The organism is Myxococcus sp. CA040A, from assembly GCF_013336725.1.
In the GTDB taxonomy this organism is placed as follows: domain Bacteria; phylum Myxococcota; class Myxococcia; order Myxococcales; family Myxococcaceae; genus Myxococcus; species Myxococcus llanfairpwllgwyngyllgogerychwyrndrobwllllantysiliogogogochensis.
Window position 1 is genome coordinate 282,193 of sequence record NZ_JABUMR010000010.1, and the last position, 19,871, is coordinate 302,063.

The 19,871-nt window shown below is 70.4% G+C and carries 13 protein-coding genes; 7 read left to right on the forward strand and 6 right to left on the reverse strand.

Annotated features, from left to right (window positions below; genetic code table 11):
* Positions 1-17: 17 nt before the first annotated feature.
* The 4 genes from HUA75_RS38230 to HUA75_RS38245 are packed head-to-tail and all read left to right on the forward strand — an operon-like array spanning position 18 to position 4,519.
* Complete coding sequence (locus HUA75_RS38230; RefSeq protein WP_174489286.1) at positions 18-1,937, forward strand: patatin-like phospholipase family protein; 1,920 nt, start codon at positions 18-20, stop codon at positions 1,935-1,937.
* Positions 1,934-2,902, forward strand: coding sequence for a 3-oxoacyl-ACP synthase III family protein (locus HUA75_RS38235; protein ID WP_141645846.1), 969 nt, complete (start codon positions 1,934-1,936; stop codon positions 2,900-2,902). Before HUA75_RS38230 ends, HUA75_RS38235 begins: the two co-directional genes overlap by 4 nt.
* Positions 2,899-3,657, forward strand: coding sequence for a lysophospholipid acyltransferase family protein (locus HUA75_RS38240; protein WP_174489249.1), 759 nt, complete (start codon positions 2,899-2,901; stop codon positions 3,655-3,657). The genes HUA75_RS38235 and HUA75_RS38240 overlap by 4 nt, the downstream gene beginning before the upstream one ends.
* A gap of 25 nt (positions 3,658-3,682) precedes the next feature.
* Positions 3,683-4,519, forward strand: a complete 837-nt coding sequence (locus HUA75_RS38245; protein ID WP_174489250.1) for an SDR family oxidoreductase — start codon at positions 3,683-3,685, stop codon at positions 4,517-4,519.
* Here HUA75_RS38245 and HUA75_RS38250 read toward each other — a convergent pair.
* The 4 genes from HUA75_RS38250 to HUA75_RS38265 form a co-directional block, all read right to left on the reverse strand.
* A complete protein-coding gene (locus HUA75_RS38250; protein WP_371746285.1) occupies positions 4,509-5,393 on the reverse strand; it encodes a methyltransferase domain-containing protein in 885 nt (294 codons plus the stop codon). The genes HUA75_RS38245 and HUA75_RS38250 overlap by 11 nt on opposite strands.
* Positions 5,386-8,928 (reverse strand): serine/threonine-protein kinase, encoded by a 3,543-nt coding sequence (locus tag HUA75_RS38255; protein ID WP_174489251.1) that lies wholly within the window; start codon positions 8,926-8,928, stop codon positions 5,386-5,388. Before HUA75_RS38255 ends, HUA75_RS38250 begins: the two co-directional genes overlap by 8 nt.
* A 150-nt stretch (positions 8,929-9,078) precedes the next feature.
* Entirely contained in the window at positions 9,079-9,738 is a 660-nt protein-coding gene (locus tag HUA75_RS38260) for an exopolysaccharide biosynthesis protein (RefSeq protein ID WP_141645850.1), read from the reverse strand.
* Between the two features lie 37 nt (positions 9,739-9,775).
* Positions 9,776-10,318 carry a DUF2378 family protein gene (locus tag HUA75_RS38265; protein ID WP_141645851.1) on the reverse strand — a complete coding sequence of 181 codons (543 nt, stop codon included), beginning with the start codon at positions 10,316-10,318 and terminating at the stop codon, positions 9,776-9,778.
* A 142-nt stretch (positions 10,319-10,460) separates the two neighbouring features.
* Between HUA75_RS38265 and HUA75_RS38270 the strand changes: the two genes are divergently transcribed.
* Both HUA75_RS38270 and HUA75_RS38275 read left to right on the forward strand, forming a co-directional pair.
* Positions 10,461-11,672, forward strand: coding sequence for a phosphatidylserine/phosphatidylglycerophosphate/cardiolipin synthase family protein (locus tag HUA75_RS38270; RefSeq protein ID WP_217446471.1), 1,212 nt, complete (start codon positions 10,461-10,463; stop codon positions 11,670-11,672).
* Between the two features lie 108 nt (positions 11,673-11,780).
* A complete protein-coding gene (locus HUA75_RS38275; protein ID WP_174458184.1) occupies positions 11,781-12,434 on the forward strand; it encodes an SDR family oxidoreductase in 654 nt (217 codons plus the stop codon).
* A 37-nt stretch (positions 12,435-12,471) separates the two neighbouring features.
* On the opposite strand, the gene HUA75_RS38280 is transcribed toward HUA75_RS38275, so the two are convergent.
* Entirely contained in the window at positions 12,472-17,247 is a 4,776-nt protein-coding gene (locus HUA75_RS38280; protein WP_174489252.1) for a hypothetical protein, read from the reverse strand.
* A 420-nt stretch (positions 17,248-17,667) separates the two neighbouring features.
* Positions 17,668-18,441 (reverse strand): N-acetylmuramoyl-L-alanine amidase, encoded by a 774-nt coding sequence (locus HUA75_RS38285; protein ID WP_174489253.1) that lies wholly within the window; start codon positions 18,439-18,441, stop codon positions 17,668-17,670.
* Between the two features lie 468 nt (positions 18,442-18,909).
* Between HUA75_RS38285 and HUA75_RS38290 the strand changes: the two genes are divergently transcribed.
* Complete coding sequence (locus HUA75_RS38290; protein WP_141645855.1) at positions 18,910-19,866, forward strand: hypothetical protein; 957 nt, start codon at positions 18,910-18,912, stop codon at positions 19,864-19,866.
* Positions 19,867-19,871 lie beyond the last annotated feature (5 nt).

The window sequence follows — 19,871 nt, forward strand, 5'->3', positions numbered from 1 at the left end:
GATTCATGGCCCGCTCCATGCCCCTCGACGTCCAGCGTCGTCGGCTGTACGCGCTCAAGCGCGCTCCCGCATTGCGGCACACCAGCAACACCGTCCTCCTCCAGATGTTGGATGTGGCCTGGGATGTCACATGGGCCAAGGACACGGTGCTGTGCGAGGAAGGCCAGGAGGCCCACGGCTTCTTCCTGCTGCTCGAGGGAGAGCTGGAGGCACACCGTGACGGCGAATTGCTGCTGACACTGCGTCCTGGCACACCGCTCGGGTTCGAGGCGCTGATGGGCGGCCACTACTCCGTCACCGCGCGCGCGGCGACCGCCTGCAAGGGCCTCTTCTTTCCACGCGATGGCGTGTGGACGCTCGTCCAGGCACGCGCGGGGCTGAGGCAGGACCTGAAGCGGCTGCTGGCTCACGCGGAGCCACCGAAGCAGGAGGACCCGCTGCCGCAGGTGGAGGTGGTGACGTTCGCGAGCGAGGTGCGGGACACGCCGCTGTCCGAGCTCATCGAGCTGGTGGCCAAGGTCATCACCCACGACTTCAAGGACCGGGTGTTGCTGGTGCGCACGGCGGGGTCGGGCTCGGACGAGCTGCCGGTGAAGGGCGCGGACGGCGTGCTGCGCGCCACGGTGCCGGCGTCCGAGCCAGGGGCGCCGGGACGCCTGAGCGTGGCGCGCCTGCGGGAGCTGGCCCGGGAGCACGACCCTCACTACGTCTTCCTGGACGGCTGCCAGGTGACGGGCAGCGCGCCGCTCGTGGACAAGCACGTGCTCCTGGTGACACACCATGAGAACACCCGGGTGCCGCGCCCTGGAAAGGACCGCGTGCTGCCCACGGTGGTCATCGACCCGAGACATCCGACGCGGGAAGCCGAGCTGCGAGGCCGGCCTCACGAAGGCCCCCGCGCGGACGCGCATGTCCTGCCGCCCTGTCGCCTGAGGATGGACCTGCGGCGGCTGGCGACGCTGAAGGTGGACGCAAGGCCGTTGACGGAGGTGGGCCTGAGCCCCGCGGAGCGGGACGCGCTGTCACGCTGGGCCCGGGCCATCACCCACCGTCGCGTGGGACTGGCGCTCAGCGGCGGCGGCGTGTGGGGCTTCTACCACGTCCACATCCTGCGCTGGCTGGTGGAGCACCGCGTGCCGGTGGACTTCATCAGCAGCTCCAGCATGGGCTCGCTGGTGGGGGCCTATTTCTGTGGCACCGCGCTGGATGGCCACAGCGGCCTGGAGGGCCTGCACCGCCTGGAGGAGCGGGCCATGAGCCACCGGCTGTCGCTGGCGGCGATGGCGGCGGTCTTCACCACGTACTCGCTGGAGCACCTGGTGACGCAAGATTTGGGAGCCGTGGGGCTGGAGGAGCTGCCCATCCGCTTCCTGCCGGTGGCGACGGACCTGACGAGCGGCGAGTGCGTGGCGCTGGAGCGCGGCCCCGTGGCACGGGGAGTGCGCGCGAGTGGCTCGGCGCCCGGACTCTGGGCGCCCACGCTGGTGCCTCCCGCACGCTACGTGGACGGGGCCTTCACCAGCATGGTGCCCGCGAGCGTGTTGGTGAGCGCGGGCGCGGACCTCGTGTTCTCCAGCAACATCTTTCCCTTCGGCCTGCGTGAAACAGCCTGGATGCCGGAGAGCCGGGTGGGCCGATTCCTCGCGGGTCTCAATCCTGTATCGAGGGCGCTGGACCTTGTTGCCAGCGGTGTGTTGCTGTTGCATCGCAGCGGTGACGCGGAGAGCTTGATGGCGGACGTGAGTTACGACATCCAGTCAGCGGACACTCCGCTGAGAACGGCGATGGAGTTCACCAAGGCGCGAGACATCCTGAAGCGCGCCGCGTCGGATGAAGCGCTGGCCTGGAAGCTCACGGAGCTGCGCGCCCACTGGGAGCAGATGCGCCTGCACTGCGGTCCCCACGGGCGGCGCTGTGGAGGACAGCAGGCGGCATGATTCCCGTGCGAATCCTGGGAACGGCGAGCCTGCAACCCGGCCCGGCCGTGACGACCGAGGAGCTGTGCGCGCGCGTGGGCCGTGACGCGACGGAGGTGCTGCGCAAGACGGGCATCCGCTCGCGGCACTTCGCGCCACCGGGGACGAAGGCGGCGGACGTCGCGGCCGAGGCGCTCCACGGCGCGCTCGTCGCGGCGGGACTGGAGGCGAAGGCGCTGCGGCGCATCTTCTGCGTCTCGTCCATGGGCGGGGATGTCACCACGCCCGCCACGGCGAACCGGGTGGCCGCGGCGCTGGGCCTGTCGGGGAGCTGTGACGCGATGGACCTGAGCAACGCGTGCATGGGCTTCCTGAGCGCGTTCGACCTCGCGGCGCGCTCGGTGGCGACGGGGCTGGGGCCGGTGGGCGTCGTCTCGGTGGAGCTGCTGTCGCGCACGACGACGCCGGACGACCCCAGGCCCTACCTGGTGCTGGGAGACGCCGCCGCCGCCGCGGTGCTCGGGGCCGGGCGGCCCGGGGAAGGCGTGCTGGGCGTGGCGCTGGGCAACGACGGCTCGCTGCCGACGGACGTGGTGCTGGAGAACCCGCACGCGACGGGCAAGCCGGAGCGGATGCGCTTCCTGACGCCCAGCAAGGAGATGACGCGCGTGGCGCTGGACGCGCTGCTGCGCGCCGCGCGCACGGTGTTGGAGGAAGCCCAGGTGGCCCTGCGCGACGTGGAGTGGGTGCTGACACACCAGCCCAACGGGCGGATGCTGGAGGTCGTCCTGGATGCGATGGGCGTGGAGGCGGCGCGCGGGGTGCGCGTCGTGGACACGGTGGGCAGCGTGGGCTCCGCGTCGCTGCCCACGAGCCTGGACCGCTTGTGGCGCACGCGGCCGGTGAAGGCCGGGGACCGCGTCCTGATGGTGGGCGTGGGCGCGGGCGTGGCGCACGGCGCGGTGCTGTACCGGGTGGGAGGATGACGCGCGCCGGTGGGCTGCCTCTCGCCGCGTGGCTGGGCGCCTTCGGGTGGCTGCGGCGCTACCACCGCTACGAGGTGGTGAACCTGGAGCCGCTCTTGCGTCCGGGCGCCAAGCTCATCGTCGGCTATCACGGGCGCCCCCTCGCGGTGGACCTCTGCATGTTGACGGTGACGTTGCATGAGCACCTGGGCTACCTGCCACACGGCGTGGCGCACGGCGCCTTCGAGCGCATCCCCGGGATGCGCGCGGTGGTGGACGGGCTGGGCTTCGTCACCGGAGACGACCCCCGGCTGGCGGAGGCGGTGGCGCGAGGCGAGCACGTGCTGTTGCAACCTGGAGGCACACGCGAGGGATGTCGCAGCTATCGGCATCGCTACCAGGTGAGCTGGGGCGAGCGGCTGGGCTACCTGCGGCTGGCGGTGCGTTACCGGCTGCCCATCGTCCCCGTCGGAGGCAGCGGCATGGATGACGCATACCTGGGCCTCAATGACGGGTACGCGCTGGGCAGACGCATGAGGATGCCGGCGCGACTGCCGCTGTGGCTGGGCCTGGGCGCGACGGGAGTGTGGCCGCTGTCGCTGCCCTTCCCCGTGAAGATGACGCAGTGGGTGGGGGAGCCGCTGACGCGTCATCTGGAGCCGGGCTTCGACGCGGGCAAGCGAGAGTCGATGTTGGAAGCACACCAGGAAGTGGCGGGCGCCGTGCAGGCGCTCTTGGACCGGGCGCGCGGCCGGCGGCCCGAGGCGATGGACTGAGCGAGGCAGGGAAGGCAGAGGGGCGATGAGCGACTCGGAGGAGGAGAGAGGCAAGGGAGAGCGACCATGGGCGCTCATCCTGGGGGCCTCTTCGGGCACCGGCGCGGCGATTGCCAACGCGGTGGCGCGCAAGCCGGGGCTGGATGTGTTTGGGGTCCACCGGGGCCGCTACGTGGACAACGCGACGCTGGTGGAGCGTCAGGTGAAGGAGGCCGGCCGACGCGCGCTGCTGTGGCAGGCGGACGCGTCCACGCCCGAGGCGGCGGAGGCGGGTGTGCAGGCCTTGCGCGAGGTGGCGGGGCCACGCTCGGTGAAGCTCTTCGTCCACTCGATTGCAGGCGCATCGGTGGGGCGGTTCCTGTCGGAGGGCGAGGACCGGCTCCACGCGCGGCGCATGCGCAGGACGTTCGACACGATGGCGCACTCGTTCGTCTACTGGGCGCAGGCGCTGGTGGCCGAGGACATGCTGGCGCCGGACGCGCGGCTTCTGGGGTTGCAGAACTCGCTGGACGAGACGCACCTGTCGAACACGGCGCTCATCAGCGCGTCGAAGGCGGCGCTGGAGATGTACGTGCGTTATCTGGCGATGGAGTTGGGCGGCAAGGGGCACCGGGTGAACCTGCTCAAGTTCGGCACGGTGCTCACGCCCGCGCTGAAACACGTGTACTCACCCGAGGCCCTGGTGCGACTGGAGGCGGCCCACGCGCGCATGAATCCCGCGGGACGCATGTGCACGGTGGAGGAGGTGGCGAACTTCGTCGGCGTGCTCACCGGTGACGAGGCGGGCTGGTTCAACGGCGCCACCATCGACTTCACCGGGGGCATGACGCTGCGCCTGCTGGACCTGGTGCTCAACCCGTGACGGGGACCACCGCGAGCTTCGGCATCCGGAAGCGCAGGCAGTAGAAGAACGGCGACACCTGTTCCTCCAACACGTCCGTCGCGCGGGAGGGCAAGAGCTCCCGGGGACAGTGCGCGTCGCGCGTGTAGAACGTTATCGCGCGGAACGCGGCGCGCTGGAGGAGCGAGGGCCGGTGGGCCGCGTCCAGTTGCTCGTCCACCACCACCACCGGCGTGCCCGGCTTCGCCACGCGCGCCAGCTCCCGGAGGCCCGCGGCCGGGTCTCGATAGCCGCCAATCCCTCCCACGCTCAGCACCCGGTCGAACATTCCCGAGGGAAACGGCAGCGAGTGCCCGTCCGCCATCATCAACCGCACGCCCGGGTAGCTCCCCTTGCGCAGCCGATGCTGGCAGCGGCCCAACATGCCCTCGCTCAGGTCCACGCCCCAGACCTGGACCTCCTGTCCCGCGCCCAGCTCGCGACGGATGAGCGGCAGGTTCGCTCCGGCGCCCACGCCCACCTCCAGGATGCGCAGGGGCGCTCCATCGTCCGAGGGGCGCAAGGCGCCCAGCTCCAGGCGCCGGATGTAGCCCGCGCGCATCTTCGATTCGGTGACGGACTGGAGCAGCGGCGTCAGCACCTTCGTCAGCGGGTCATGCAGCGCTGGCAGCCCGTCGTAGATGACGCGCATCAGCCGGTCCGTGCCGCGCACCGACTCCTCGCGATACAGCCGCGCGAGTCCGCGCTTCACCGGCCACGCCTCGCCGCACCCTCCGCAGCGCAGCCAGCCCCACGACAGGCGGCCTTCCTCCTGCTGGCCGTGGAACACCAGTGTCCCGGCGCAGGCCGGGCAGGCCAGCAACGCGACGTCCCCTGCTTCCAATCCGCTACGCACCCTGACTTTGTAGCACCCTCGCCCGGGCCAGGTCGTCCTGCGCGCCCATGTGTTCGAAGCGCTCCAGTGCGCGTGTCAGGTGCGGACGTCTCGCCGGGTCCTCGGGCGGCAGGTGCCGCGCCAGCTCGAACCGCGCGCGAGCCTCCTCGTACGCCGTCTCCTTCGCCGTCGACATGGCGACACACTCGCGCCACGCCTCGTACGCGCGAGGCGCGTCACCCGACAGCCACGCCTCCAACCCGCGCCACAGCTTCGCCGCGGGCTGCGCGAAGAGGAACACCTTCGCGAAGCTCTCCACCGCGCGGCACGCCGCCCGCGCGTTCTCCAGCAGCGACACGTCGCGGCCCCCCTCGAGTTCCCAGAGCGTGAGCAGCACCTCCGCCACCGCCGTGACGGGGAAGTAGATGAAGTGCGCCACCGACTTTCCGGCCACCAGCTTCGCCAGGGCCTTCTCCGCCGCCACCCGCGCGCCGGCCAGGTCTCCCTCGCGCAGCCGCAGGAGCGCCAGCGAGCCATCCAGGATGATGCGGTCCGTGAGGCCGCCCTGCGCCTCCGTCCAGACCACTGTCTGCTCCAGGGCCGCGCGAGAGCGCGCGTGCGCCCCCAGGCGCAGATGGATGTACCCCTGGTAGTGCAGCGCCCAGTGCTGCGTCTGGAGCGCCCCGCGCCGCCGCGCCGAGTGCTCCAGCCAGTCCATCAGCGGCAGGCCCTTGTGGAACTTCCCCTGGTAGCAGGACACCACCGTGAGGAGCGCGCGGCACTCCTCCGCGAGCCGCAAGTCACCCACCGAGTCCACGATGCCGATGGCCCGCTCCAGCCACGCCTCCGCCTCCGCCCACCGCGCCATGTACGTCGAGTACACGGCGTTGCGACACAGCACGTAGGCCAGGTCCGCGGGGTTGCCCATGCGCTCGGCCACCTCGCGCGCCCGCCCCACCCACGCCTCCGCCACCGGACGCACCGGCACCGTGCCCGCCACCACCGCCATGTTGGTGTAGCCGCGCGCCAGCTCCGACGACGCGCCCGCGGGCTCACACAGGTTGAGCATGCGCAGGCCCGCCCAGAGCACCGGCAGCGCCTCCTGCCCGTAGATGAACGCGTCGGTCAGCCGCATCAACAAGCGGCCAGCGACGCGACGCACCCGCCGCCGCTCCTCCGTCTCCACGTCGTACGCGTCCGGCCGCGCGCTCTGCGCCAGCCGCAGGCCCACCTGCACCAGCGTGCCCAGGGCCCAGCCCAGGCGCGTGGTGGGCACCGGCCAGCCGAAGTGCCGCAGCGCCCGCTCCGCGTGTCCCCGGAACGCGGCCAGCTCGCCCAACTGGAAGCGCGCCTCGGCCAGCAGCGCCTCCAGGTGGCCCAGGTGCAGCGCGTCGCGCGCGGGCACCCGCTCCAGCGCTCGCGCGAGGAAGGGCAGCGCCTCGCGACAGGCGCCCACCCGCAGGGCCTCTTCACCGGCGCGCTGCGCGTACTCGGCCTCGCGCGTCGAGTCGCCCGCCTCACCCCAGTGGTAGCAGAGCGCCGCCGTCCGCTCCGAGCCATCGCGGTGCGCCGCCTCCATCGCCTCCGCCACCCGGCGGTGCAACAGCGGGCGCTCCGCCGCGGCCAATTCCTCCAGCACGCCCTCGCGCAGCTTGTCATGCGCGAAGCGCCAGTGTCCGTCCGCCACGTCCAGCACCGCCGCCGCCGCGCAGTACGACAGCCAGCGCTCCACATCCACGCCGGGCGCCGCGTGCCTCAAGAGCGCCACGTCCACCTGTCGCCCGACGATGGCGGCCACGCGCAGCAGGTCCCGCGAGCTGGCGGACACCTTCTCCAGGCGCCGCCGCACCAGCCGTCGCACGCCACCCGCGAAGACGCGCTCCGGCAGCGGCATGTCGCCCAGCCGGTCCAACCCGCCCGCCTCCTCCGCCAGCGCTCTCGCCACCTCCACCAGGAAGAACGGGTTGCCCTCCGTCTCGCGGCGCAACAACTCCACCAGGTGCGGCCGTCCCCCGGCCGGGCCAATCATCGACTCGCTGAGGACGGCGATCTCCCCCGCGTCCAGCCGGGGCAGCCGCAACACGTCCAGGCCCGGAAGCTGCGTGGGCAGCGTGGGCGCCTCGTCGTCGCGGAAGCTGCCCAGGAGCAGCAACGGCAACCCCGTGGCGCGAGCGGCGAGCCGCGACAGCAACAGCAGCGACTCCCCATGGGCCCAGTGCAAATCCTCCAGGAGCACCACCGTGGGCTGCGTCAGCCGGGAGAAGATGTCCTCCACCACTTGCAGCAGGCGCGCCTGCGCCATCTCCGCGCCCAGCTCCGCGGGGTCCGGCACGGCGCGCCCCAGGATGAGCTCCAGGTCCGGCACCAGCGGCTTGAGGATGCTGGCCTCGCGGTCATCCAGCGGTGTGAGGATGGACAGCCAGCGCAGCACCGGGCGCCACTCCTGATACGGACTGCCGCCCGCCGCCACCGCCTGGCCGCGCAGCACCACCGCGCCGCGCACCAGCGCCAGGGGCCGCAGCTCGTCGAGCAGGCGCGACTTGCCCACCCCACTCTCTCCACCCACCAGCAGCCCGCCGCCATGCCCCAGCAGCGCCGCGTCCAGCACGGAGGACAACAGCGACAGCTCGCGCGCGCGGCCCACGTAGCGCGCGGCCTGCAGGAAGCTCTCGCGCGTGGTGACGGACTCCGCGGGCACCGGGCGATGGGTGGCCGCGCACAGCGCCGCGATGACCTCGTCCGCGCTGCGAGGCCGCCGCCGCGAGTCCTTGGAGACCAGGCGCTCCAACACCTCGTGCAGCGCCTCCGGGAAGTCCGGGGGCGCCGGCGGGGCCTTCCCGTCGAAGGGCAGCCGTCCGAAAATCATCTGGCACGCCATGGCGCCCACGCTGAAGAGGTCCGTCACCTCCGAGGGAGGCTGGTCCTCGAACAGCTCCGGCGCCAGGTAGCCCGGCGTGCCGCCCGGCTGCGCGCGGTGCACCTGCTCGCGTCCCACGGCGAGCCCGAAGTCGAGCACCTTCACCTGCCCGCGCGCCACCAGCACGTTGGCGGGCTTGAGGTCGCGGTGGATGATGCCTCGGCGGTGCAGGTACGCGAGCGCCTGGAGCGTCTGCACCAGCAGGTCCACCTGCACGTCGAGCGGCTGATTCACACCCGCCTGCACCAGGTGCCGCGCATCCTCCAGCAGGTCCATGGCCAGGTACGGCCGGTGCTCGGCGTCGAAGCCGTAGTCGAGCACGCTGATGACGTGGGGATGTCTCACCGACGCCAGCGTCTGGAACTCGTGGGCCAGCGACAGCGCCAGCTCATGGCGCGCGGCGGAGGACGGGGTGTTCTCGCCCACGGGCGGCTTCACCAGGTCTTCCACCGTCTTGTGCAGCCGCTTGATGGCGACCGGGCCGTTCAGCAAGTCCTGCGCGCGCCACACCGTGCCCGCGCCGCCCCGCCCCAGGAAGTCGGCAATCCGGTAGCGCCCCCCGACGACCTCGCCGTCGAAGAGACGGCGCGCCGGGTCCTCGAGCCGAGGCTGTGTCGCATCCAGTGGGATTGAACGCATGTGCGGGGGGCCGCCCGCCGGCATGATAACGAAGATTCAGGTTATCCGGGGGGTTGCTTTCACCCGGGTGATACACGGGTTGTTACACACCCGGCACCGGGCGCCTTTCCCACTGCCCTCCGGGGTAGGAGGGCCCGCCTGCCGGAATGTTCAGCGGCCGATGAGGCTCGCCAGGCCCCGGCCGCCCTGGATGGCGCCGAAGATGAGGGCCCCGAAGTAGCCGATGGTCCCCAACGTCATGCCGTGGCCCGCCAGGATGGCGTAACCGTCACGCTGAAGAATGCCGATGGCGAAGAACAGCGCGGCCAGCGCGGGCAGGGTGTTGCTGAACGGCACGAGGCCGAACGGCGCCATCAGCAGCACGCCGGCGACGAACAGCATGAAGCCGTTGAAGCGGTTGGTGCTGGCGCCGTGGGTGAGCGCGAGCAGCCGCGGCTTGCTCAAGCGGTCCACCTTGGTGAACACGTCGGCGCCCTTCTCCAGCGCGGGTTGGAGCGACGCGCGCGCGAGCTTCCTGTCCATCAGCTTGCGCGGCAGCCAGGGCACGCGGTTGAACGTCACACCCACGCCGATGAGGACGATGAGCGCGCCGAACACGGTGGACACGCCCGGGACGGACACGGGCAGGAGGAAGGGGAAGGTGAGGATGCAGCAGAAGAGCAGCAGGCCCTGCTCGCCACACGACTGCATCAGCTCGCGCACGGTGAGCGACTCGGGCAGCCGCGCGGCCAGGGACCGCAACGTGGCGGACAACTGGGTCTGGGTGTCGGAGAACTGAGCGGAGGGCGAGGACGACGAGGGCGTGGACATGGACGCCCGCTGACTACCACGACCGGCCAGCCCGTGGTCAGCTCCAGGCGATGTCGTACACCGCCTCCTCGCCCTCCCGACGAACGACCTGCACGGAGGGGTGACGAGCGCCGCTGGCCTCGAGTCCCGCGAGGAAGAGGCCCACATAGAAGCCCGCCACCACCACGGGCCGGCAGGTGAGCGCGTAGCGCCCGGGCCCCCGAGGCTCCAGCGACGCCTCCAGGTAGTTGGTGCCCGTGCGCAGGTTGCGCGTCATCCGCGCCAGCATCCGTTCAGGCCCCAACAGGCGCACGGTGGTGAGCAGCGCGCTGCCGATGAGCGTGGAGCCGAAGCCCTCGACGAAGCGGCGGCCCACGACGACGGCGCCCTCTTCCAGCGGCATCTGCGGCGCCAGCGTGTCCGCGGCCACCTTCAGCGCGCCCAGCCACACCTCCAGCGGATAGGCGGGGGCGAGCCGTCCGTTCGTGTCGATGCCCACCTGCTTGAGCCGGCCGACGCAGCGCTCATCGAGCTGGTCTCCCAGCGCGCGGATGAGGCCTTCAAAGCTCTGGGGGAAGACGAGAGGCTCGCGGGTGTCCAAGGCGGGCGGATGCTAGACACAGGACACCGCGCTCCGCATCCGGCAGGTTGCCGAATTCGCGGGAACTGAAACATCCACTGGTGAACATCTGTCTCGTCCTCGGGGATGACCCAGGGGGTGCGCGTGCCTATCTCGAAGGCGCATGCGCGGGTGGGTGGCCTGGGTGGTGGCGGCGTGGGTGCTGACGGGGTGCCCCGTCGCGTGCACGGAGGAGCGACCGAAGCCGTTCCAGCTCACGGGTGAGGTGGGCTCGCACGGGCCGGACTTCGCGGTGGCGCTGTATCAGACGGTGGGTGTGCGCATGGCGCCGGGCAACCGGCTGACGTGGGCCAACAACGGCGCCGTGTTCGACGTGATGGAGGAGGAGATTCGCAAGGCGCGCTCCTCCGTGCACCTGGTGATGTTCATCTGGCGACCGGGGCGTGCATCGGACCGGATGGTGGCGGCCATGGCCGAGCGGGCGCGCGCGGGGGTGGCGTGTCGGGTGATGGTGGACCCCTTGGGCAGCGCGGGCTTCGAGACGGACGTGAAGCCACGCCTGGAGGCGGCGGGCTGCCGGGCGCACCTGTTCCGACCGCTGCCCGCGGACGAGAACCTGGCGCGCAACCACCGCAAGCTCTTGGTGGTGGATGGCCGCGTCGGCGTCACGGGCGGGCTTGCGATTCAGGACGAGTGGCTGGGCGCGGGCCTGCGTGAGGAGGAGTGGCGCGACACGAACGCGCGCGTGGTGGGCCCGGTGGTGGAGCAGATGCAGCAGGCGTTCGCGGAGAACTGGCAGGAGACGACGGGAGAGCTGTTGCCCGTGAGCGACTTCCCCACGCTGGCGCAACCGGTGCCCGGGCTCGACGACGCGGGCGCGGGCTGGGCGGCCTTCGTGGGCAGCACCGCGAACCCCGAGGTGACGCGCGCGGAGCGGCTGACGCAGTTGATGGTGCGCGCGGCGACGAAGCGGCTATGGATTGCCCAGTCGTACTTCACGCCGAACGGGCCGCTGTCGGAGCTCTTGCAGGAGCGGGCGCGCGCGGGTGTGGACGTGCGCGTGCTGGCGCCGGGGGACCTCAACGACCAGGAAATCATCACCGTGGCGCAGCGCGCGACGTATTCGTCGTTGCTGGAGGCGGGCGTGCGCGTCTGGGAATACCAGCCGTCGATGATGCACGCGAAGACGATGCTCGTGGATGACCGGCTCGTCCTGGTGGGCTCCATCAACTACGACCCGCTGTCCTTCAACGTGCTGGAGGAGGGCTCGCTGGTGCTGGAGGACCTGGACGCCGCGAAGCAGATGGAGGCCTTCTTCCTGGAGGACCTGACCCACGCGCGCGAGGTGGGTGACTCCGGGCAGGCGCGGCGCTGAGCAAGCGCGACACGTCCGATAGGCGGCGTCGCTTCGTGGGCGGACTGGGCAGCCTCGCGACAGTGTGCTGAAGAGGGGCCACCCTTTCCCGCCGCTGGAGCCGCCGCCATGACGCAGCCATCCCGCCTTCTCTTCGTCGCCGGAGCCACGGGCGCCACGGGGCGCAACGTGGTGAAGCAGGCCCTGGCGCGCGATGTGCCGTTGATTGCGCACGTGCGCCCCAAGAGCGCGGACACCGAGCCGGCGCGGAGCTGGCCGCGCAAGGCCGTCGTCGAACTGGCGAGCGGCGAGCCGCTGGCGGAGGCGATGAAGGGGAGCACCACGGTGCTGCAGCTCATCGGCACGATGCGCAAGCGCTTCGCGTCGGGGGACACGTACGAGTCGAGCGACATCGGCACCACGCGGCAGCTCGTGGAGGCGGCGAAGCGCACGGGGGTGGACCACCTCGTCCTGCTCAGCTCGGTGGGCGCGGGCCGGCCGGTGGGGGCCTACTTGAAGGCGAAGGCGGAAGCGGAGCGGCTGGTGCGCGAGAGCGGCATCCCCTGGACGGTGGTGCGCCCGCCCGCGTTCGAGGGCGAGTACCACCGCCCGCCCGCGCTGCTGCGCACGCTCTCGAAGCTGCCGCTGCTGGGCGGGCTGCGGCCCATCCACCTGGACCAGCTGGCCGCCGTGCTGCTGCATGTCGCCCAGAAGCGAGCACCGCTGAACACGGTGCTCGAAGGGGACAGTCTGTGGCAGGAGGTGGCGGCGGCCGGCGCGTGAGTTCTCCACGTGCCGGCCTGGAGCCAGGGCCTCGCGCTCAGCGCGTCTCGCCCGTCACCTTGGGGAAGTACTGGTCGAGGAGCCGGAACCGCTCCGGCATCAGGGCCCGAATCTCCTCCTCGTGTGGCGTGCCGCGGACCTGCTCGTAGAGCTTGACCGTCTCGGAGAAGTCCTCCTCGGCGGAGTCCGTGGCGTAGTTGGACGGAATCACCACGTCGCGCTCGGCGGCGGCGGCCCAGTCCTGCCACTGCTGACTGCTCGGCCCCCCCCACTCTTTCTTGGAGATGGTGTGAGCCAGCTCGTGGACGAGGGTTCCATTCACCTGGTCCTGCGTGCGCTTGTCGGGCACGGGATGGATGGACACCTGCCCATTCTGGTCAGCGGTCATGTACGCGCGGAAGTTGGGATTGCCGGTGGCCCGGGCGTTCTTCGCGTCATCCTTGTGCGGCTGGTTGCTCACCGTCACATTCTTGAGGTTTTCCCGAGCCCAGGGCGGCAGCGCTTCGATTCCCCGGGCGACCTCCTCCAGGGTGGGCAGGTGCATTCCCGCGGGCACCTGATTGGGGGGCGGCATGGTCACGATGTAGTCGCGCCCACCCACGGTGACGCGGTGGTCAGTGGTGCCCGACGGCCGCGTACCGAGGAGCTTCGTCGGGTTCTCCAGAGGCCGAGGTTCACCCTGCTCCGGGACGGTGGGCACCTGTCGGGGAACACCGGCGCGGTCACCGCCCGTGGGGCTCGACAGGAACCTCCGCAGATAGTCGGTCTGCTCCGTGGCGTTCTGCTCGTTGGGGTCCAGGTAGCCACGATTGATGTTGTTGAAGAGCGACTGCCGCATGGGCTGCGACAGCTGCGGATTGTTTCCTCCCGCCAGGCGCACCAGCGCCTCCTGCTCGTTGCCCTGGAGGCCGGCGAACCCCTGGCTGTCGAGCACGGTCTGCAACGTCCTGCGGTCCTCGGGGCCCAGGTTGTTCCAGGCCGTGTTCACCGCCTGCTGCACGCCCTCCGGCAGTGGGCGCCCGTTCGCGGACGTGGGCGCATCCTCGCGCGCCACGTATCCACGGCCGGTCGTCAGGGAGTCCACCTGCGCCGCATGCGCGTTGAGCTGGCTCTCCACGCTGGCAATCTGCCGCTCCATGTCCGCGAGCTGCGCGGCCGTGGCCGGCGTCTGATTGCCCGTGGCACCCGCGATGCCTTGATTGAGCGTCGCCTGCGCGGCCTCCAGACTCCGGAGGATGTTGGAGAGCTTCTGCACCTCGAGCCGGGACTCGAAGCCCTGGCTGCCGTAGCCCGGCATGCCGGTGATGGCCTGCGTCACCTTGTCGATGAGCTGGCGCGCCTTGCCCACGGCGCCCTCGTAGCGCTGGAGCACCCGCGCCGTCTCCATGTGCGCCTGGATGTCCTCGGCCGTCGCTTCCGGGCCCGCCTCGATGCGCACCCTGCCGTCGTCGTAGCGCACGTGCGTCGTGCGGCCCTGGAGCTCGGGGTTGCGCACCACGGGCACGGGGGGGCGTCCCGTGTTGTCCGTTCCCACCTCGGGCGTCTGCGCGGGCGTCGTGGCACCCGGCCGGTCCGTGCGCGACGGGCCTGCCGTCGGGGGCACGGGGATGAGCTGTCCCGTCGCGGGGTTCACCCGGTACTCGGTGGGCGCGGGACGATTCTCCACCGTGTTCTGGGGAGGCCGCCCGGTCTGCTCGGGTCCACCCGTCGTGCCGGGCCGGGTGTCGGTGCCCGGCGTCGTCGTGCCGGGTCGATTGTTCGTGCCCGTCGTCGTCGTGCCCGGTCGGTCCGTTCCGCCCGTGGTGCCGGTATTGCCCGTCGAGCCGTTGGTGCCATCCGAGCCATTCGTACCGTTCGACCCGTTGGAGCCGTTGCTCCCCGACGTCCCGTCGCGCCTGCGTCCGCCGACGCTGACGGTGGTGCCCGCGCCGCCGTTGGCGCCCTCGGCCGTGACGTCGCGGTGGCGGGCGTTGACCTCGAAGTCCACCACGCCCAGCTTCGCGCCCACGCCCAGCTCGCGGTCCTTGAACGAGCCCGAGGTGAACTTCGCCTCCAAGTCCAGGCCGTCGAAGGCGTTGTCGAACTTGCCGTCCATCAGGTTCTTCGTCACCTGCTGGAGCTGCTCACCCTTCAGCCCGCTGATCTCCGCGGTGAAGAACTTCCCCTCGGGCCCCGCGTCCACCGAGCCCGACACGGAGATGCTCGTCTCCGCGGGCCCCGCGAACGCCGCGGTGGCGGGGCTCGCGATGAACGCCAGCACGTCCTTGGCGTCCAGCTTGCTGGCATCCAGCGGAATCTTCGTCTCCAGGCTCACGGAGCCGGTGACTTCTCCGCCGATGTTGAGCCCCGCGTCACCCTTGAGTCCTCCGGCGATGCTCGCCGCGCCGGAGCCCTCGATTTCGAGCGACCGCACCAGATGCGTGGGCTTGCCGTTCTCGAACTCCACCCGGAAGCTCGCCGTCGCGCCGATGCTGGCCGACAGCTCCGCGCTGGCCGGACCCAGCTTCCCGCCGAGGCCCGCCTCCGCCTCCGCGCCCATGTTCACTTCCATCGCCGACAGGTGGTCGAGGAGGAACTTGTGGTCCTCTCCACCGGAGGCCAGCGCCGCGGGCCCCTTGCCCAGGATGACGGCCGCCTTGGCCGCCTCCTCCGGCGTGTCGAACGTCATCTCCATGCGGCCACCGGCCGACACCGACGCCGAGCCCACCAGGCCCACGCCGACATCACCCGTCACCTCCGCCGACAGTTGGTACTTCCCGTCGGCCGTCTTTTCGACCTCCACCTCGCCTTCGATGCCGGCCTTCAGGCCCACCTTGACGTCGAGGTTGCCGCTCAACGTCAGCGTGTCGCCCGGGCTGTTGAGCTTCTTGATTTCGTCCGCCACCGCGCCTTCGATGGGCGCGGTCACCTGGTCGATGACGTAATCAATCGGCTTGAGCACCGCGTCCTTGGCGAAGCCCAGCGCGTCCTTGGCGAAGTCTCCCGCCGCGCCCGCCAGGTCCCCGAGCCCCTCGGTGACGAAGTCCTTCGCGTCCTGGTACCAGGGGAGCTGGCGCTCCTTGTCGAGCTCCTTGGGCTTCGCGCCCGACGCCACCTTGCCGTCGGCGCCCGTCTCGAACTCGACGTGGTCGTACTTCCACCGGTTGTCGTCCGCCTCCTGGAGGCTCTTCACCTGCGTGGGCTCGTGCTTCATCTGGAGCTGGCCGTCGGGGCCCACGGTGCCGGAGGAGTTCAACACCGTCTGCGTCCGGTTCGCGTAGCCGTCGTCGAAGCGGCTGCCGTCCGGGTCATACCCCGTCACGGTGGTGTTGCTGGTGATGTTGCCCTGCGTCTGCTTGGTGAGGCCGGGCAGCGAGTCGGTGGACGCGGCGTCCTTGGGCCCGTAGGTGACCTCCTGCTGGCTGCGCGCCACCTGCACGCCGTTGCCGTTCTTGTCCGACGCGAGCGGCTGCGTGGACACCGACTCCGTCTTCTGCGTGGAGGTTGCGGGCTCGCCCTGCGCGTTGAAGCGCGTCTCCTCCGTCAGCGTGAGGCTGGACTCGCCGGGCTTGAGGGAGGTGGGGTCCCGGTTCGTGTCGTGGTGGTCCTCGCCCTTGGAGGCGTCGTTCAGGGCCTTGCCCTGCTTCGCCTCGAAGTCGCTGACGGCGTTCGCGTCGAAGCCCGGAGTGTGGATCTCCGTCTTCTTCACCTGCCTGGCGGGCAGGCCCTGCGCGTTGAACTCCGTGTCCGTCGTGACCGTCGTCGGGCCCTGGGGCGTGTTGGGCCGTCCCACCAGCGCCGCCGAGGGCTTCTCCATGCGCACCTCTTCGGAGCGCGACTGGGGCAGTGACGTAGCGGGGTTGTACTTCGTGGTGGACGTGGTGGTGGTGGCGCCCGTCTCCGGGCTCTGCGTCGTCTGGCTCTTGCGCGACTCCAGGATGGTGGTCTTGCCCTGCGCATCCGACGACCGCGTCCACGTCGTCTCGCTCGTGCCACCTTCCTTCGGTGACTCCTTCGCCGTCACCGTGGACGTGTAGCTGCCATCGGGCTTGATGGTGACGGTGTTGCCGCTCTTCGCGTCGGACAGCACCGTCTCGCCAGTGGACGCGTTCTTCTTCACGTCGTAGTTCGCGCCCGAGGACGGGTCGGTGAACTTCTGTCCGTCCGCCAGCCTGGAGGCGTCCTGGACGTCCTTCGCATCCACCGCGTCGAGCGAGGCGGGCGACCCGTCCACGGGCTTCGGCGCGGGGACCTCGGCCTTCGGGGGGGCGGTGGTGCCGAGCAGCTTCTCCAGCTCGGCCGTGCGACTGGAGCCCTCGAACGCGGAGACCAGCTCGTTCTTCTTCGGCTTGACGCTGTCGATGTCCTTCTGGGTGAAAGGAGGAGTCTTCTTCTCCTGGGTGGCGGCGGTGTTCGCCTTGCCCATGGCCTCCTCGGCCTTCTTCGCGGTGAGGGCGACCTTCTCCTCGGCGGCCTGGAGCTGCTTCTCCGCGGCGGCGGCCTTCTGCGCGGCGGCCTGCTTCGCCTTCTCGGCGTTGGCGGCGGCCGTCTTCGTCTTCTGGGCCTCCTCCGGTTTCTGCCCGGGCTTCTGCGCATTCTTCTGCGCGTCGGCGGCGGCCTTCTGCGCGGCGGCTTGCTGTCTGCGCGCGGCCTCCGCGGCCTTGCGTGCTTCCTCCGCGGCCTTGCGCGCGGCTTCGGCGGCCTTGCGCGCGGCCTCCGCGGCCTTGCGCGCTTCCTCTGCTCGTTGCCGAGCTTCCTCGGCGCGACGCGCGGCCTCGGCCGCTGCAGCGCTCGAAGTTCCAGAACCACCACCCGTAGGTGACAGACCGCCCATGGAACATCCCCTTTTCGTCAGAACCGACACCTCATTATCGGAGGAATGAGAAAACGATTTCCTCCGACACTCCTGAGGGGTCTGGATAGTTGCTGAATGAGTCCTATCCGGAAACAGGCGTTACATACCAACAGGCCTGCCCGCATGCCGGGCAAACACTGGCAAGGACGCGCGGCAACGCCTCGCAACGACACGCGGTGAAAACCAAGCGCCCCGCAATGTCTGACATGTGGGCTTCGCCTGCCCACGGAATGGTCTCACCAGAATTCTGGGAGCCACATCAAACCAACCAGGCGAACGGATTCGCAGTGCGAAACGTGGGGGCCCTGACAGAGTCCCCGCCGCGCGCGCCTCCAGAAACACCAAGGGCCCGAGCGGAGACTCCGCCCGGACCCGAGGTGACTTCGTCGAAGTCGCGCGTCAGTTCTTCGCTTCGGTGGCGCGGCGGATGCGGTCGAAGTCGAAGTTGGGCGAGGGGTCCTGCTTCTTGTCGGTGATGTCCTTGTGACCGACCAGGTTGTCCCCAGGCACGTCGTAGCGCTTCGCCAGGTAGGGCACGAGCTGCTCGAGCGCCTTGTACTGGGCCTCGGTGTAGCCGTCCTTGCCGTCGCCCTCGTTGACGATTTCGATGCCAATCGAGCGATCATTCACATCGCCCGGCTTGCCCGGCAGCGAGCCCTCTCCAGCGTGCCACGCGCGCTTCTCGTCGCCGACGAGCTGGTAGATGGTGCCTTCCTTGCCAATCACGTAGTGCGAGCTGACGTCGCCCCGGCCCGTCAGGTCCTTGTACTTGGATTCGAGCCAGCCCATGACCGACGTGGGCTTGCCCGTCAGCGTCTCCAGGCTGCTCTCATCGGAGGGGTCCGCGGTGTGGTGCAGGACGATGGAGTCGATGTCCTGTCCCGCGGGCCTGTCATTGAAGTTCTTGGAGGGGCGGACGACCATTTCCGGCGTCGGGTTGGTGGGGTCCGTGGAGAGGGGCGTCAGCGGCTGCGGCGCCGCGGGCGGCGTGGGGGACGGGCCCGGGCTCGGAGAGGGCGTGGGGCGTGCCGCCTTCGGCTGCTCGAAGCTGTCCACCGGCTTCGGCGTGGGGCCCGCCGTCGGCTGGGGCGGAGGAGGAGGCGGACGCGGCTCTTCGGACCTGAAGGGACGCAGCAGGGTGTTCTGAACAAAACGCTGAAGCGGAGCAACCATGGGGTGTGGTCTCCAGGGAAAGCGACGACGTAACTGGGTTATCGCGCACCCGGTGTTCCCAGTTGCGGTTTCTTCGAGAGAACGAACCCCGCACCCACCCGGAGTTCCTCCCGCTACCACCTCACGGTTCGAGGCCGGCGACGCTGTAATGCGAGGGCAGCCCGTCGAGGTCCTCGGCGGCGCCTTCGCGCCATGGCCTTACGGCGGAACCGCACATCCATGGATCAGCGACAGGCACCATCGCGAGCGCCGTGGACCTGTAGCTGGCCGCACAGTGGCCGCGCGCGTCGCTCCCTGCTCGCGACGCCCACCGTCTCGCTGGCCGAGCAGGCCCAGGCGAGCACGACCTCACGGGCGCGCTGAGTGTTGTCCGAACATGGCATGGGTAACACAGTGGCGGGGCTGGGCGCCGTTTTGACGTGGACGCGGTAGCGTGGGCCCCTGCTCATTCTTCGATCGAGACACCCCATGCATCGTCTCCTCATCGCCGCCCTGCTCTCGCTGTCCCTCGCTGCATGCTCGGATGACCCCGACCCTTCTCCGCCGACGGATGCCGGCGCGGACGCGGGCGTTCCGGATGACACGGATGCGGGCTCGGATGCCGGGACGGATGCGGGCTCGGATGCGGGGCCTGGGCCTTGGACGGATGCGGGCAGCTCGCACGGCACGGGGAAGCTGCCGTGTGACAGCACGGGCACGGTGCTGTCCACCAACAACCAGACCTATACGTTCTGTGTCGCGCAGGTGGCGGGTATCGAGCTGAAGATTGTCGAGCCTCGCGCGGGCATCGTCCCCGTGCCGCTGAACCTGGCCATCTACCTGCATGGCGACCAGGCACGGGCGCACACAGGGAACACCGCGCCGCGCCTGCAGGCGCCGTGGGCGTTCGACCACGACACGCTCTATGTGTCAGCGCTCGCGCCGAACAAGTGCGCGTGGTGGACGAAGCCCTCGTTGACGACGTGTACGGACACCGCGACAGCCGCGGACCGGGATGTCGCGGGAGACAACGCGCGGGCGCTGACGGAGGTCATCGACACCTTGCGCAAGCGCTGGGACCTCAACAACGAGCCCATCCTGTTCGGCGGGTCCTCGGGGGGCTCGGTGTTCCTCACGGCGAGCTTCCTGCCGAAGTACGGCGGTCGCTATCGCGGCATCTACGCGCTGGGGTGTGGCGGCGAGGCGCCGTGGAGTGGCGCACTGGACTGGGACAGCACCCGGCCCGAGCTGCGCGGACCGACGAAGCTGTTCTACTTGTACGGCGACCAGGATGAGTACCTCCCGGACATCCGGGCCAGCATGACGGAGTACCGCAGGTTCGCGGTGCCGCTGGAGGAGACCGTCATCGCGGGAGTGGGGCACTGCGACTTCGACCACATCGGTGGGGTGAAGGACATCTGGGCGGCGGCGCTGGACGCGAAGTAGTCGCG